The sequence below is a fragment of the Methylobacterium sp. R2-1 genome, from assembly GCF_014191355.1.
Lineage (GTDB): Bacteria > Pseudomonadota > Alphaproteobacteria > Rhizobiales > Beijerinckiaceae > Methylobacterium.
The window spans coordinates 364,026-378,360 of sequence record NZ_JACHWM010000001.1; the positions used below are offsets into that span (position 1 = coordinate 364,026).

A 14,335-nucleotide genomic window follows, 5' to 3' on the forward strand; every position below is an offset into this window, starting at 1 on the left:
ACCTGCGGAGCCACCTGCCATGGGAATCGTCATGCAACGATCGATGCCCGCATCGTCGCGCCTGCACAGCGAGGCGATCCAGTTCCGGATCATCCTCGCCGCGACCTACCCGTTCTTCCTCGCCGCCGCCGTGGTGCAGCGCGTCCTTCCGGGCAGCCCGCCGCGGCGCGGCCTGCCGCCGGCTCGCCGCTCGGTTTTCGGCGAGGCCAAGGCGATGGCCGTCTCGGCCATCCCCTTCGCCTTCATGGGCTAACTCGCCCCACAAACTTCCGTGCGGTGACACGGGGGACCCTGCGCCGTGATGGCATCGAGTCACGGCGACACCCGCCACGCCTGTCAACGCGCGGCATAACCAGCGGAGGTTCGATCGATGGCGAACGGTATCACTGAAAGACCGAGCAGCCTGTCCGGGCTGACGGAACCCGAAGCCAAGGAATTTCACGCGATCTTCCTGACGAGCTTCATCATCTTCACGGCGATTGCCGTGGTCGCCCACATCCTCGTCTGGCTGTGGCGGCCCTGGTTGCCTGGGCCGAAGGGCTACGCCCTGCTCGACGGCGTGACGAACGCCGCCCACGGCCTCGTGTCGATGATCGGCTGAGGAGACGCGCGATGCACAAGATCTGGCTTCTGTTCGATCCGCGGCGCACCCTCGTCGCGCTCTTCACCTTCCTGTTCGTCCTGGCGCTGCTGATCCACTTCATCCTGCTCAGCACCGACCGGTTCAACTGGCTCGAAGGCCCGAAGGACGCGAAGGCGGCCGCCGCTCACAGCCTCGTCCTCCCGACGATGCCGGGCTGACCGGCCTCGTGGCCGGTCCTGCCGCGGGCAGGCACGCCTGCCCCGGCACCTTCCATCCTCATTTCGGGGATCTCCGCCATGGCAATGCTGAGTTTCGAGCGCAAATATCGGGTCCGCGGCGGCACCCTGCTGGGCGGAGACCTGTTCGACTTCTGGGTCGGTCCGTTCTACGTCGGCTTCTTCGGCGTCACGACGATCTTCTTCTCGGTGCTCGGCACCGCGCTGATCCTCTACGGAGCGGCGATCGGCCCGACCTGGAACATCTGGCAGATCAACATCGCGCCCCCCGACTTGAAATACGGGCTGGCGCTGGCACCCCTGAAGGAAGGGGGCCTGTGGCAGATCATCACCTTCTGCGCGATCGGGGCATTCGTCTCCTGGGCGCTGCGCGAGGTCGAAATCTGCCGTAAGCTCGGCATCGGCTACCATGTGCCGTTCGCCTTCTCGGTGGCGATCTTCGCCTACGTTTCGCTCGTGGGTGATCCGCCCCTTCCTGATGGGCGCATGGGGCTACGGTTTTCCCTACGGCATCCTCAGCCACCTCGATTGGGTGTCGAACACCGGCTACCAGTACCTGCATTTCCACTACAATCCCGCGCACATGCTCGCCGTGAGCTTCTTCTTCACGACGACCTTCGCGCTGGCGCTCCACGGCTCGCTGATCCTGTCCTCGACCAACCCCGCCAAGGGCGAGACGGTGAAGACGCCCGAGCACGAGGACACCTATTTCCGCGACACGATCGGCTACTCGATCGGAACACTCGGCATTCACCGGCTCGGCCTGTTCCTGGCGCTGTCCGCGGGGTTCTGGAGCGCGGTCTGCATCGTCATCTCGGGCCCCTTCTGGACGCAAGGCTGGCCGGAATGGTGGGGCTGGTGGCTCAACCTGCCCGTGTGGCGGTGAACCGGATCGCCGTCCGGCATCCGCGCCGGCCGGCCTAGGGCGCAGGTCCGATCTTCGGGCGCGGGGACCTCCGCCGACGGCGTGAGCCTCCCTGAGCGACCGCAGGTCCATGGAGGGAGACGCCGTGGCCTACTATCAGAACATCTTCACGCAGGTGCAGGTGCGCCCGGTCGAGCCGGAGCACGGAATCCCGATCTCATCCGACTCCCGCATCGGCCGGCCCTTCAACAGCTACTTGTTCGGGCTGATCGGCAACTCTCAGGTCGGACCGATCTACGGCGGCTATCTCGGGGGCCTGTCCTTCGCCTGCGGCCTGATCGCGTTCGAGATCATCGGCCTCAACATGTGGGCCAGCGTGAACTGGGATCCGATCCAGTTCGTGCGTCAGCTTCCCTGGCTGGCGCTCGAACCACCGCTGCCCAAATACGGGCTCAAGGTTCTGCCTCCGCTCAACGAGGGCGGCTGGTGGTTGATCGCAGGCTTCTTCCTCACCGCCTCGATCCTGCTGTGGTGGGTGCGGATGTACCGCCGTGCCCGGGCACTCGGCCTGGGCACGCACGTGCCCTGGGCCTTCGCCTCCGCGATCTGGCTCTACCTCGTGCTGGGCTTCATCCGCCCGCTGCTGATGGGCTCGTGGAGCGAGGCGGTGCCGTTCGGCATCTTCCCGCACCTCGATTGGACGGCCGCGTTCTCGCTGCGCTACGGCAACCTGTTCTACAACCCGTTCCACATGCTCTCGATCGTCTTCCTGTACGGGTCGACGCTGCTGTTTGCCATGCACGGGGGCACGATCCTCGCCACGAGCCGCTACGGCGCGGAGCGTGAGATCGACCAGATCGTGGACCGCGGGACCGCCACCGAGCGGGCCGCCCTGTTCTGGCGCTGGACCATGGGCTTCAATGCCACGATGGAGTCGGTCCACCGTTGGGCCTGGTGGTTCGCCGTGCTGACGACGCTGACCGGCGGCATCGGCATCCTGCTCACCGGCACGGTGGTGGACAACTGGTACCTCTGGGCGGTGAAGCACGGCGTCGCGCCGTCCTACCCGCAGATCTACGGGCCGATCACCGATCCGCTGGCCGTGCCGGGCGGAACACCAGGGGGGACACCATGAAGACGCTGCTCGTCGTCGCGGGCGCGGTCGTCGCCCTGTTCCTCACCATCGCCCAGTTCGGCACGGCGGGCTGGACGAAGCCGCCGATCCTCGCTCAGCAGCACGGCTTTCGCGGCACGGGCATGGATCAGATCCAGACCAAGGCGGGCGCGGCGGCACTGAAGGCGGCCAACATACCGCCCACGCCCGCCGATCCGGTCGAGGCCGGCACGGAGAAGGCCGGCGCGGTCTACGAGAATGTGCAGGTCCTCAAGGATGTGAGCGTCGAGGAATTCAATCGCCTGATGACGTCGATGACGGAGTGGGTCAGCCCGGAGCAGGGCTGCACCTACTGCCACAACACCGAGAACATGGCCGATGACAGCCTCTATCAGAAGAAGGTTGCCCGCCGGATGATCCAGATGGTGCAGCACATCAACACCGCCTGGAAGGAGAACCATGTCGGCGAGGCCGGCGTGAACTGCTACACCTGCCACCGTGGCCAGCCGGTGCCGAAGCATGTCTGGTTCCAGAATCCAGGGCCGAACTACAAGACCGGCTTCATCGCCCGCAACAACGGGCAGAACATGGCCTCGCCCGCGGTCGGACTGGCCTCGCTGCCCTACGACACGCTGAGTGAGTTCTTCGGCAAGAAGGACGCCGACGAGAACCTGATCCGCGTGAACGCGACGACGGCATTGCCGGAGAGCAAGGGCAAGCCGATCCAGGCGGCCGAGCGGACCTATGGTCTGATGATCCACATGTCGTCGTCGCTCGGCGTCAATTGCACCTACTGCCACAACACCCGGGCGATCTCGAACTGGTCGCAGAGCACGCCGCAGCGCACCTTGGCCTGGCACGCGATCCGCATGGTGCGTGATCTGAATGGCAACTATATCGAGCCGCTGACCACAACCTTCCCGGCAAATCGCCTCGGCCCCACCGGCGATGCGCCGAAGCTGAACTGTGCCACCTGCCATAACGGCCAGAGCAAGCCGCTGGCGGGAGCGCACGTGATCGAGAGCTACCCTGAACTGGCCAGGGTGACTGCCGAAATGGCGGCCCAGCCTCCTGCCGCACCCGAAACGGTGCCGCAGGCACCCGCATCGCCGCCGTAGGAGCAGGCGGCGCATCATCGGCCTCGCGAGGCTCCTCGCCGAGAGCCGCCGGTTCATTGGGCCGGCGGCTTTTTTTCCGTCGTTCAGTGTCACAGCAACTTTCTTGAAAGCCGGTAATCACAAACCAGCCGATGCTCGCCGGCCGGAAAACCGGCATGGTGCGGCGTGTCCAATCGAGGTGCGTGCGAAGTCAATCTATCTTAGGAATGCGTTCAAGATATCCCTAGATCGGATGGTGTAAGTCATTATGATTAGGGTGAAACTGCTGAAATTTGGTCGCATTTCGCGCTATCACCTAACCATTCAGCAGGAGTCGCGTGGCGGCTGGATCGGCAACCCATTCGGGCGGCCGTCAACGGGGGGATGAGACGGTGAGCGACAGGCGCGACACGAACGAGATTGCCGCCGCACTCCGGCAGTGCAAGGCGGCCTTCCTGGGGGTGGCCGTGATGAGCGGCCTCGTGAACATCCTCTATCTCACCGGTTCGTTCTTCATGCTCGAAGTCTACGACCGCGTGATCCCGAGCCGCTCCGTGCCCACCCTGATCGGGCTGGCCGCGCTCGCGCTCGCGCTCTACGCGTTCCAAGGCGTACTCGAGACCATCCGCGGCCGCATCCTGGCCCGCGTCGGCGCGGCACTCGACGAGTCCCTGAGCGGGCGTGTGTTCGATCTCGTCGTGCGCGCGCCACTCAAAGGCGTGAGCCAGGGCGACGGCCTTCTGCCCCTGCGCGACCTCGATCAGATCCGCGCCTTCCTGTCCGGCTCCGGCCCGTCGGCCTTCTTCGACCTGCCGTGGATGCCGTTCTACCTCGCGATCTGCTTCCTGTTCCATCCACTGATCGGCGTCGCCGCCCTCGTCGGCATGGCCATCCTGATCGCCCTGACCTTCCTCACCGACCGGGCCAGCAAGGGCCCGACGCGGGAGGCCACCGGCCACGGAATGCGGCGCAACGGTCTCGCCGAGGCGGGTCGCCGCAATGCCGAGGTGCTGGCGGCCATGGGCATGCAGGAGCGCCTCGCCGCCCGCTGGGCCTCGGCCAACCGCGACTACATGAATGCGCATCAGGCCGTGGCGGATGCCGGGAGCGGTTTCGGCGCCGGTTCAAAGGTGTTCCGCATGGCGCTGCAATCGGGCGTGCTCGCGCTCGGCGCATGGCTCGTGATCCACAACGAGGCGAGTGCCGGCGTCATCATCGCGAGCTCGATCCTCGTGTCCCGGGCGCTCGCACCGGCGGAACTCGTGATCGCCAATTGGAAGGGATTCGTGGCCGCGCGGCAGAGCTGGTACCGCTTGTCCGAATTGCTTGCCCGGATGCCCCAGGGCGCGAGGCCGCACGCCCTGCCGGCCCCGAGCGAGACCATCACCGTCGAGGGGGTTAGCATCGCGCCGCCCGGCACGCCGCGCCTCGTCGTGCAGGATGTCAGCTTCGGCCTCCGGGCAGGGCAGGGGCTCGGCATCATCGGCCCCTCGGCTTCGGGCAAGTCCTCGCTGGTCCGGGCCCTGGTCGGCGTCTGGCCGCCCGTGCGCGGGAAAGTCCGCTTCGACGGCGCGGCCCTCGATCAGTGGTCGAGCACGGATCTGGGCGCGCATATCGGCTTCCTGCCGCAGGAGGTGGAGCTGTTCGCCGGCACGGTGGCCGAGAACATCGCCCGCTTCGAGCCGGACGCCTCGGCCGAGGCGATCGTCGCGGCAGCCAAGGCGGGCGGCGTGCACGAGCTGATCCTGCGGCTGCCCGAGGGCTACGACACCCGCATCGGCGAGGGCGGCTCGGGTCTCTCCGCCGGGCAGCGCCAGCGCGTCGGGCTCGCCCGCGCACTCTACCGCGAGCCCTTCCTCGTGGTGCTCGACGAACCCAACGCCAATCTCGACAGCGAGGGCGAGAACGCCCTGACGCAGGCGATCCTCGGTGTGCGCCAGCGCGGCGGCATCTGCGTCGTCGTCGCTCACCGGCCGAGTGCGCTGGCCGCCCTCGACCTGATCCTGATGATGGCCGACGGTCGCGCCCAGGCCTTCGGGCCGAAGGACGAGATCCTCAAGCGCGTGCTGCGTCCGGCGCCGACCCCCGTTCCGGTCGCCGCCGAGGCTCCGGCCGCCCAAGTTGCCGCGCCCACGATTCGTGAGAGTGCCTGATGTCCTCGACGCTTGCCCCCCTGAGCGGCCTCGCCCCGGCGCTGCCGCGACCCGTCGCCCATGGCTCGATCCGGCGCCACCTCGCCGTCGCAATCGGCCTCTCGGTGGCGCTTGTCTTCGGTGTTGGCGGCTGGGCCGTCTTCACCGACATCTCGGCCGCCGTGATCGCGCCGGGCCAGCTCGTGGTCGAGACCGACGTCAAGAAGGTGCAGCACCCCACCGGCGGCGTCGTCGGGCAGCTCCTCGCACGCGAGGGCCAGCGGGTTGCCGCCGGCGACGTGCTGATCCGCCTCGACGAGACCCAGACCCGCGCCAACCTCGACATCGTCCTCAAGGCCATGGACGAGCTCGCTGCGCGGCGTGCGCGCGATGAGGCGGAGCGCGACGGCTTCAAGACCATCACCTTCCCGCCCGACCTCATCGCACGCATCGACACCGACCCGACCGTCGCCCGGCTGATCGACGGCGAATCGCGCCTGTTCGCCTCCCGCGTCGCCGGCCGCGAGGGTCAGAAGGCGCAGCTGCGCGAGCGCATCGACCAGCTCCGCCAGGAGATCGCCGGGCTCACCAAGCAGGCCGAGGCCAAGGATCGCGAGATCAACCTGATCGGCCACGAACTGGGCGGCGTGCGCGACCTCTACGCCAAGAACCTCGTGCCGCTCTCGCGCGTCACCGCACTGGAGCGCGATGCCGCGCGGCTGGAGGGCGAGCGCGGGCAGCTCGTCGCCTCGACGGCCTCGGCGCGGGGCAAGGTCGCCGAGACCGAATTGCAGATCATCCAGATCGACGGCGAGATGCGCACCGAGACCGGCAAGGATCTGGCCGAGATCCGCGGCAAGTGGTCGGAGCTGCGCGAGAAGCGTGTGGCGGCAGAAGATCAGCTCAAGCGCGTCGAGCTGCGCGCGCCGCAGGACGGCTACGTGCACCAGATGAGCGTGCACACGGTCGGCGGTCTCGTCGTGCCGAGCGAGCCGGCGATGCTGATCGTGCCGGCCTCCGACCAGCTCCTGGTCGAGGTGCGGGTGCAGCCGCAGGACATCGACAACGTGCGGGTGGGCCAGAAGGCGGTGCTGCGCTTTGCGGCCTTCAACACGCGCACGACGCCGGAGATCGACGGCGAGGTGGTGCGGGTCTCGGCCGACGTGACCCAGGACGCCAAGACCGGGCAGAGCTACTACACGGCGCGCATCCGCATCCGCGAGGACCAGAAGGGGCGACTCGCGGGTCTGCGGCTGGTGCCGGGCATGCCGGTGGAGTCCTACACCCAGATCGGCGAGCGCTCGGTGCTGTCCTATCTCACCAAGCCGCTGACCGATCAGATCGCCAAAGCGTGGCGCGAGCGCTGACAATCTTGCCTCGGAGGCGGGTTGTCTGATAAGGCGACCGCCTCCCCGCGATGTCGCTGACGTCATCGCCGGAGCGTCCTCGCGGCGCTCCGTTCCTTCGAGACACCTTGAACAACAGGCGGCCGGTCTCGATCCGTGCCGATGTGAGACCGATGAAGATTCGCAACTCGCTCAAGTCGCTGCGCGCCCGTCACCGTGACAACCAGCTCGTGCGCCGTAAGGGCCGCGTCTACGTCATCAACAAGACGCAGAAGCGCTTCAAGGCTCGCCAGGGCTGATCCCGGCGGCTGATCGGTCCTGCCGCGAATCATGCGCGGCACCGAAGCGCGTTGACGGAAGCCGGGTTCGGGGTGGAAGCTCCGGACCCATGGACGTTCGCCGCACTCCTCTCCTGACCGCTCTCTGTCTCGGTCTCGCCTTCTCGAGCACCGGCCACCCGGTAGCGGCGGCTGCCGACAAGGCGCGACCTGAGAAGGAGCGCAAGGCGCACCCGCCTGTCAGCCTCGAAGATCTCTACACCCGCCTCAAGCAGGCCGAGGACGAGGCCGAGGCCAAGGCGATTGCCACCCTGATCGAGCGCCGCCTCGGCCGATCCGGCAGCGCGACTGCCGATCTCCTCTCCGACCGCGCACGGCAGGCGATGGGTGGCAACGATCTGCCGCTTGCCGTCGAGCTGATGGACCGCGCCGTCGCCCTGGAGCCGAACTGGTCCGAGGGCTGGAGCCGGCGGGCGACCCTGTTCTGGCGCCTCTCCGATTCTGCGACCGCCATCGCCGACCTGCAGCGCGCCCTCGTGCTGGAGCCACGCCACTTCGAGGCCTGGGCCGCCCTCGGAAAGCTCTACCTCGCGCAGGACGACAAGGGCCGCGCTCTCGACGCCTTCCGCCGGGCGGAGGCGCTCTACCCACAATGGGACATGCTCAAGAAGGCAATCGAGAAGCTGACGCCGGATGTAGAGGGGCGCGACCTCTGAAACGCGCGTCGTGAGCCTCGCCGGCCTCCTGCGCTTCGCCTCGGGCTTCGTCGCGGTGGCCGTCGGGCTCGTCGCGCTGCTTCTCGCCTGCGCGGCCATGGCGACGCGGGTGATCGCCTGGCGCGTCGAAGCCCGCTATCGGGGAGCCGACCGAAGCGTCGACATCGCGGGCGGCCGCATCGCCTACCTTGAGGACGGGCCTGGGGAGGAGGCACGGGCCACACTCGTCCTGCTCCACGGCGCCTCGTCGAACGCCTATGACCCGATGGAGGGCGTTGGACGTCATCTCTCGCGTGCGGGCTTCCGCGTCATCGCCTTCGACCGTCCGGGATATGGCAACAGCGACCGAATCGGCGGTGCGGACGCCGCCTCGCCCGCCTTCCAGGGCAAGGTGCTGGGGCAGGCTCTGGACCGCCTAGGGACCGGGCCGGTGATCCTTCTCGGCCACTCGTGGTCCGGTGCGCTCGCCTTGCGGATGGCCCTCGACCGTCCGGAACAGGTGGCCGGGCTCGTCCTCGTCGCGCCCGTCGCGATGCCGTTTCCCCCACAACCGCTGCCCTGGTGGGCGAAGGTCGCGCTGACACCACCCGTCACGTGGTTGCTGACCCGTACCGTCGCCGTGCCGCTCGGCCTGTCTTACCTGCCCTCGGTCGCGGTCAGCGTTTTTCGGCCGGAGCGGGCGGTCGAGAACTATATCGAGGCGAGCCGCGCGCCGCTGATCCTCCGGCCGGGTTCGGCGCTCGCCAACATTCAGGATCTCGCCGGCCTTCCCGCTGCGATCGCCGAGCAGGCACCGCGCTACCAATCGATCGGCGTCCCAAGCGTCATCGTCGCCGGGGAAGCCGACCCGATCGTCCAAACGCGCTTGCAGGCCGATCCGCTGAGCCGGGCGATGCCGCACGCCCGGCATGTCGTGCTGCCGGGCGCCGGACACATGGTCACCTACACCGCCCCCGACCGGCTGGTGCGCGAAGTCGAGACCCTGGCGGAGGCGGTGGGACGCTAGCGTATCGCCTGGCCATGAAATCCAGGGCGATACGCTAGCCTCTTGTCTTGCATCGGCTTTCTCCGAAAGCCGGCGGCCACCGTTCGGGAAGATGCTCTAGGCCCGCTCGGCGTGTTCGCGGGTAACGAAGGCGATGCGTACCATGTTCGTCGCGCCTGGAATGCCGAACGGCACGCCCGCCACGACGATCACGCGATCACCGATCTCGGCAAAGCGCTCGCGCACCGCGAACTTCGCGGCGCGGAAGGCCATGTCGTCCACGTCGCTGGCGTCTTTGGTGACGATCGGATGTACGCCCCAGGCCATGGTCAGGCGCCGCGCCGTCTCGCGCTTCGGTGTCAGGGCAATGACGCTGGCATTGGGTCGCGCACGCGCCAGCCGCAGCACCGTCGAGCCGGAATGGGTCCAGGCCATGATCGAGCGCAGGCCGAGCGCCTCGACGATCTGGTGCGCCGCCGCCGCAATGGCATCGGAGGCGGTCGGCTCGGGTTCGGAGCGCTGCGCCATCAGGATGGACCAGTAGAGCGCGTCGCGCTCCACCTGTTCGGCGATCCGGCTCATGGTGCTGATCGCCTCGACCGGAAACTGACCGGCAGCACTCTCGGCCGAAAGCATGACGGCATCCGCGCCCTCGTAGACGGCGGTGGCCACGTCCGACACCTCGGCGCGGGTCGGCACCGGCGCGGTGATCATCGATTCGAGCATCTGTGTCGCGACGACGACCGGCTTGCCCAGCCGGCGGGCGCCGCGGGTGATCCGCTTCTGAACGCCTGGCACCTGCTCGAGCGGCATCTCGACGCCGAGGTCGCCGCGGGCGACCATGATGCCATCCGAGATCTCGATGATCTCATCGAGGCGCGAGAGGGCCTGCGGCTTCTCGATCTTGGCCATCACCTGGGCACGCCCGGCGGCAACCTTCTTCACCTCGGCCACGTCCTCGGGCCGCTGTACGAAAGAGACGGCGATCCAGTCGGCGCCGGCCGCCAGTCCCGCTTCGAGATCGCCTCGATCTTTCTCGGTCATCGCCGGCAGCGGCAGCACGGTATGGGGCAGCGACACGCCCTTGCGATTCGAGATGCGTCCGCCGACCTCGACGCGAGTGACCGCACGCCCCTCGCTGACCTCGGTGACGACGAGGCGAAGCTTTCCATCGTCGATCAGAATCCCGTGATCGGGCTCCAGTGCCGACAGGATCTCCGGATGGGGCAGGAAGACGCGATCGGCATTGCCCGGCGTCGGATCCGAATCGAGCACGAAGGTCTGGCCGTTCTCCAACTCGGCTGCGTCGCCGACGAAGGTGCCCAGCCGCAGCTTCGGGCCCTGCAGGTCCACGAGGATGCCGATCGGGCGCTTGGCCTCGCGCTCGATGGTGCGGATCACCTCGATTCGCTCGGGCAGCTTTTCGCGGGCCAAGTGGCTCATGTTGATGCGGAATACGTCCGCACCGGCGTGGAATAGCTTCTCGATCATCTCCGGCGTGTCGGATGCCGGGCCGAGAGTTGCGACGATTTTGGTGCGGCGCGAGCGCTTCAATGGAGCCTCCAACACCCGCTGGACCCGCAGATCGCGGACATCGCGCGCGGGAACGGCCCGGCAGATGTGCGACACCTTGTGAGGCGGTGCCGATGGCCGGACAGGGGCTTGGGGGCCACAAGCATCGCTCCGCGCCATAGGTCAAGGCCGCACTACGGACACGTGTCAGGAATTTTCCGACAGGAGGAACCTTTTCTTTGAAACCTCGTTTTTTCGCCGCTCAACTTCGCGGTACTTGAAGGTTTAACGCTTCGTGAAGGCAACTGGAGCGGCATCCGCGCTGCGTGTTGCTGGAAAGTCATATGCAGCTTGGCCGCACCGCTGCTAGCGTCAGCGTTGAAATCAGCACTTTTCAAGAGGCGATCCTTACCGTGATCAGAGCACTCCTTCTGGGCAGCGCCGCAGCGCTCGCGACCACCGCGGCCCTTGCCGCCGACCTGCCCCGCCGCGAGGCTCCGCCGGTCGCATTCGCCCCGATTCCCGTCTTCACCTGGACCGGCTTCTATGCCGGCCTGCACACGGGCTACGCCTTCACGGACAACCCGAACATCCAGACCCGCGGCAACGATCCCTTCACCGTTGCCAACGTCTCGCTCGGCCGCCGTGCCGCCTCCATCAAGAGCGAGGTCGACGGCTTCTCCCGCATCGGTGGCGGCTTCGGCTACAACGTTCAGTTCACGCCCGGCTCCGGCTTCGTGGCGGGCATTGCCTTCGACGCCACCTGGCTCGACCTCGACAAGCGGACCGGCTTCTACGGCACGCCGAACCCGGTCGTCGGCAATGCCAGCGTCTACACGCAGGACCTCGACTTCCTCGGCACCGTCAACGGCAAGCTCGGCTACGCCTTCGACCGGTTCTTCGTCTACGGCACCGGCGGTCTCGCTTTCGGTCACGTCAGCTACGGCGCGGACTTCTACAACCCGGGTGCCACCGTCCTGCAGTACACCGGCGGCGGTCGCAAGATCTTCGAGACCGGCTACAACTACGGCGGCGGCATCGAGTACGCGATCCCGGTTGACAGCTTCCTGAACTACTTCTCCGTCGGCCGCTGGCTCGGGATCAAGTCCGACGTGACGATCAAGGCGGAGTACATCCGCTACGACCTCGGCAGCCGCAACGTGCTGATCAACCAGACCGCGCCGGTCCCGCCCGGCTCCTACACCTCGCGCTTCTCCACCGAGGGCAGCCTGATCCGCGCCGGCTTTAACTACAAGTTCGGTGGTCTCTAAGTCTTACACCGATCATTGATCGGATTCGGCGGGCGTCCCTTGAGGGCGCCCGCTTTCGTTCGTGCGGTACGATCAGAGATCACTACAGCGCGTTTTCGAGCAAGATCGTCCACAGATGGCGCGCGATCGCGCGCAACCGTGACTCAGTTTCCGCACGATTGATGTTGCTTCGCCCGCCCCTGTGACGGGCCGGATGACCGATACGGCGTTCGCTCCGTCAGCCGAGATGATCCGGCACGGCGGCGTCGATCGGCCTTCTACGGGTGGTTTCGCCACATGAGCGGTATGGCGACACCGGAGCAGCTCCGATCACGCCCGAGGACGCCCGCCTCACGGCCCACCCGCCAGCGGTTGTCCGGGATCGGAGAGCTGGATCGTCCAGTTCCGCTGCTGGCCGGTATCGACCTCGATAAAGCCGTTGCGGTCGAAGCCGCGGGCCAGACAGTCCTCAACGCCGCGGATCGTGAAGGTGGTATCGCGGGTGCACATCATCGCGCGGCCGCTCCACTCGCCGCCGCGCGTATAGTCGACGGCGTAGATGTAGTAGAACTGTGCCGCCAGCGATCCCCGAAGCAAGGTCTCGCAGTTGCGCGGTTTCAGTTCCCACCAGCCTTCCGTCACCCAACCCTGCGCATCGCGGTAACCCAGCGTCACGCCAACCTTGCTGGCGGTCTGGTTGCACAGGCGCAGGTCGGCGAGAGCGGGGAGGGGAAGGGCGGCGAGTCCCGCCGCGAGGCTCAGGCCCAGAAGAGCCCGGTGCCGAGCGCGGCGGACTTTCGATCGGGTTTCAGCCCACAAGGATGACGCGGCAATCGTTGACATTGGTTCGGGTGGGACCCGGCTGAACAAGATCACCGATTGTCGCGAAGAATCGCGTCGAATCGTTGTCCGTCAGCATGGCCTGCGGATCTAGGCCGGCGGCCCGCGCCCGCGCCAGGGTCGTCTCGTCGACGAGACCGCCGGCCGGATCGGTCGCCGCGCCGCGCCCGCCATCGGTGCCGTCGGTGTCGGCGGCGATGCCGGCAATGCCCTCGGCGCCGTCGAGCGCGAGAGCGAGCGCCAACGCGTATTCCTGGTTCGGCCCACCGTCACCCTCACCGCGGATGGTGACGGTGAGTTCGCCGCCCGAGATCAGCGCCACGCGTCGTCCTGCCTGCTTCGCATCCAGCGCGAGCCGGGCATGCTCGGCAGCCACCTCGCGGGCCTCGCCCTCAAGGTCGGAGCCCAGCATCACCGGCTCGTAGCCGGCGCGGCGCGCTGCCTCGGCCGCGGCCTCGAGGGCGTCGATCGGACGGGCGATGATGCGGTACTCGGCGCGGGCGAAGGCCGGATCGCCCGCCTTCGGCGTCTCGTTGGCCGGATCGTTCAGCAGCGCCAGTGCCGAATCGGGTAGGGTGATGCCGCGGCGCTCGCAGATCGACCGCGCGTCGGCCAGCGTCGAGGGGTCCGGCACGGTCGGGCCGGAGGCGATCACCGAGGGATCGTCATGCGGCACGTCCGAGATCGCCAGCGTCAGGATCGACTTCGCGTTCCGCGCAGCGACCGCGAGGCGACCACCCTTGATGCGCGAGAGGTGCTTGCGTACGGCGTTGATCTCGTTGATCGGTGCGCCCGAGCGCAGAAGCGCCTTGGTGATCGCCTGCTTCTCCGCGAGCGTCAGATTGCCGGCCGGAGCGATCCAGTTCGCGGAGCCGCCGCCGGAGAGCAGCACCAGAACCTCGTCTTCCGGGCCGGCGCTCGCAGCGATGGCGAGTGCTTCCTTCGTCGCTTCGATGCCCGCCGCGTCGGGGACCGGATGGCCCGCCTCGACCATGCGGATGCCGGGCGCATCCTCGCCATAGCCGTGGCGGGCGACCGCCAATCCGACGATCCGGTCCTCCGGTACGCCGTGCTCCTGGCGGTAGAACCGGCTCGCCACCGCGGCCATGCTGCCGCCGGCCTTGCCCGCACCGAGAATGATGAGCCGTCCCGGCATCGGCGCCGGCAGGTGCCCGACGAGGCACTTGCGCGGGTGGGCGGCGGCGATCGCCTCGTCGAGGATCGTCGAGAGGAGGGCGCGTCGCTCCGCGTGGGCCGGATCGGTCGGGGCAGGGGCGGTCATGAGCGTCCTCGCACGGTTCTTGTTTGAGCGTTTGCTTGCCCGAGCGCTGCCGTGCCGGCAAGCCTCCGCGGTTTCACAAAACTTTCGTGCTGCGGAGCA

General features: G+C 67.6%; 14 protein-coding genes and 1 pseudogene. 12 read left to right on the forward strand and 3 right to left on the reverse strand.

The features are described 5' to 3' along the window. Positions 1–19: 19 nt before the first annotated feature. The 11 genes and pseudogenes from FHU13_RS01880 (at position 20) to FHU13_RS01930 (ending at position 9,373) form a co-directional block, all read left to right on the forward strand. Positions 20–253 carry a hypothetical protein gene (locus FHU13_RS01880; RefSeq protein WP_183434155.1) on the forward strand — a complete coding sequence of 78 codons (234 nt, stop codon included), beginning with the start codon at positions 20–22 and terminating at the stop codon, positions 251–253. Between the two features lie 117 nt (positions 254–370). Then, complete coding sequence (gene pufB, locus FHU13_RS01885; protein ID WP_183434156.1) at positions 371–601, forward strand: light-harvesting antenna LH1, beta subunit; 231 nt, start codon at positions 371–373, stop codon at positions 599–601. An 11-nt stretch (positions 602–612) separates the two neighbouring features. After that, entirely contained in the window at positions 613–801 is a 189-nt protein-coding gene (gene pufA / locus FHU13_RS01890) for a light-harvesting antenna LH1, alpha subunit (RefSeq protein ID WP_012454734.1), read from the forward strand. 78 nt (positions 802–879) lie between these two features. Further along, positions 880–1,705: pseudogene (pufL, locus tag FHU13_RS01895) on the forward strand (photosynthetic reaction center subunit L). 124 nt (positions 1,706–1,829) lie between these two features. After that, on the forward strand, positions 1,830–2,819 hold the full coding sequence (pufM, locus tag FHU13_RS01900; protein ID WP_183434298.1) for a photosynthetic reaction center subunit M: 990 nt from the start codon (positions 1,830–1,832) through the stop codon (positions 2,817–2,819). Continuing rightward, positions 2,816–3,916, forward strand: a complete 1,101-nt coding sequence (gene pufC, locus FHU13_RS01905) for a photosynthetic reaction center cytochrome PufC (RefSeq protein ID WP_183434157.1) — start codon at positions 2,816–2,818, stop codon at positions 3,914–3,916. Before pufM ends, pufC begins: the two co-directional genes overlap by 4 nt. A 371-nt stretch (positions 3,917–4,287) precedes the next feature. Next, on the forward strand, positions 4,288–6,048 hold the full coding sequence (locus FHU13_RS01910; RefSeq protein WP_183434158.1) for a type I secretion system permease/ATPase: 1,761 nt from the start codon (positions 4,288–4,290) through the stop codon (positions 6,046–6,048). Then, on the forward strand, positions 6,048–7,394 hold the full coding sequence (locus FHU13_RS01915) for an HlyD family type I secretion periplasmic adaptor subunit (protein WP_183434159.1): 1,347 nt from the start codon (positions 6,048–6,050) through the stop codon (positions 7,392–7,394). The genes FHU13_RS01910 and FHU13_RS01915 overlap by 1 nt, the downstream gene beginning before the upstream one ends. A gap of 152 nt (positions 7,395–7,546) precedes the next feature. Further along, positions 7,547–7,672: a type B 50S ribosomal protein L36 gene (gene ykgO / locus FHU13_RS01920; protein ID WP_017486015.1), complete on the forward strand. Its 126-nt coding sequence runs from the start codon at positions 7,547–7,549 to the stop codon at positions 7,670–7,672. A gap of 89 nt (positions 7,673–7,761) precedes the next feature. Continuing rightward, the gene (locus FHU13_RS01925; protein WP_183434160.1) at positions 7,762–8,367 is read left to right on the forward strand and encodes a tetratricopeptide repeat protein; all 606 of its coding nucleotides are present in this window, start codon (positions 7,762–7,764) and stop codon (positions 8,365–8,367) included. A 10-nt stretch (positions 8,368–8,377) separates the two neighbouring features. Then, the gene (locus FHU13_RS01930) at positions 8,378–9,373 is read left to right on the forward strand and encodes an alpha/beta fold hydrolase (protein ID WP_183434161.1); all 996 of its coding nucleotides are present in this window, start codon (positions 8,378–8,380) and stop codon (positions 9,371–9,373) included. 96 nt (positions 9,374–9,469) lie between these two features. On the opposite strand, the gene pyk is transcribed toward FHU13_RS01930, so the two are convergent. After that, positions 9,470–10,906 (reverse strand): pyruvate kinase, encoded by a 1,437-nt coding sequence (gene pyk, locus FHU13_RS01935; RefSeq protein ID WP_183434162.1) that lies wholly within the window; start codon positions 10,904–10,906, stop codon positions 9,470–9,472. Between the two features lie 371 nt (positions 10,907–11,277). Here pyk and FHU13_RS01940 point away from each other — a divergent pair, with 371 nt between their 5' ends. Then, positions 11,278–12,135, forward strand: a complete 858-nt coding sequence (locus tag FHU13_RS01940) for an outer membrane protein (RefSeq protein ID WP_183434163.1) — start codon at positions 11,278–11,280, stop codon at positions 12,133–12,135. Positions 12,136–12,465: 330 nt separating this feature from the next. On the opposite strand, the gene FHU13_RS01945 is transcribed toward FHU13_RS01940, so the two are convergent. Continuing rightward, positions 12,466–12,957, reverse strand: coding sequence for a DUF1036 domain-containing protein (locus FHU13_RS01945; protein WP_183434164.1), 492 nt, complete (start codon positions 12,955–12,957; stop codon positions 12,466–12,468). After that, a complete protein-coding gene (locus FHU13_RS01950; RefSeq protein ID WP_183434165.1) occupies positions 12,923–14,236 on the reverse strand; it encodes a glycerate kinase in 1,314 nt (437 codons plus the stop codon). Before FHU13_RS01950 ends, FHU13_RS01945 begins: the two co-directional genes overlap by 35 nt. Positions 14,237–14,335: the final 99 nt, after the last annotated feature.

Excerpts from the sequence above, each read along its gene's own strand:
- FHU13_RS01880 (WP_183434155.1), top strand. The coding sequence starts at position 20 with ATGGGAATCGTCATGCAACGATCGATGCCCGCATCGTCGCGCCTGCAC.
- pufB (WP_183434156.1), top strand. The coding sequence starts at position 371 with ATGGCGAACGGTATCACTGAAAGACCGAGCAGCCTGTCCGGGCTGACG.
- pufA (WP_012454734.1), top strand. The coding sequence starts at position 613 with ATGCACAAGATCTGGCTTCTGTTCGATCCGCGGCGCACCCTCGTCGCG.
- pufC (WP_183434157.1), top strand. The coding sequence starts at position 2,816 with ATGAAGACGCTGCTCGTCGTCGCGGGCGCGGTCGTCGCCCTGTTCCTC.
- FHU13_RS01915 (WP_183434159.1), top strand. The coding sequence starts at position 6,048 with ATGTCCTCGACGCTTGCCCCCCTGAGCGGCCTCGCCCCGGCGCTGCCG.
- ykgO (WP_017486015.1), top strand. The coding sequence starts at position 7,547 with ATGAAGATTCGCAACTCGCTCAAGTCGCTGCGCGCCCGTCACCGTGAC.
- FHU13_RS01925 (WP_183434160.1), top strand. The coding sequence starts at position 7,762 with ATGGACGTTCGCCGCACTCCTCTCCTGACCGCTCTCTGTCTCGGTCTC.
- FHU13_RS01945 (WP_183434164.1), bottom strand. The coding sequence starts at position 12,957 with ATGTCAACGATTGCCGCGTCATCCTTGTGGGCTGAAACCCGATCGAAA.
- FHU13_RS01950 (WP_183434165.1), bottom strand. The coding sequence starts at position 14,236 with ATGACCGCCCCTGCCCCGACCGATCCGGCCCACGCGGAGCGACGCGCC.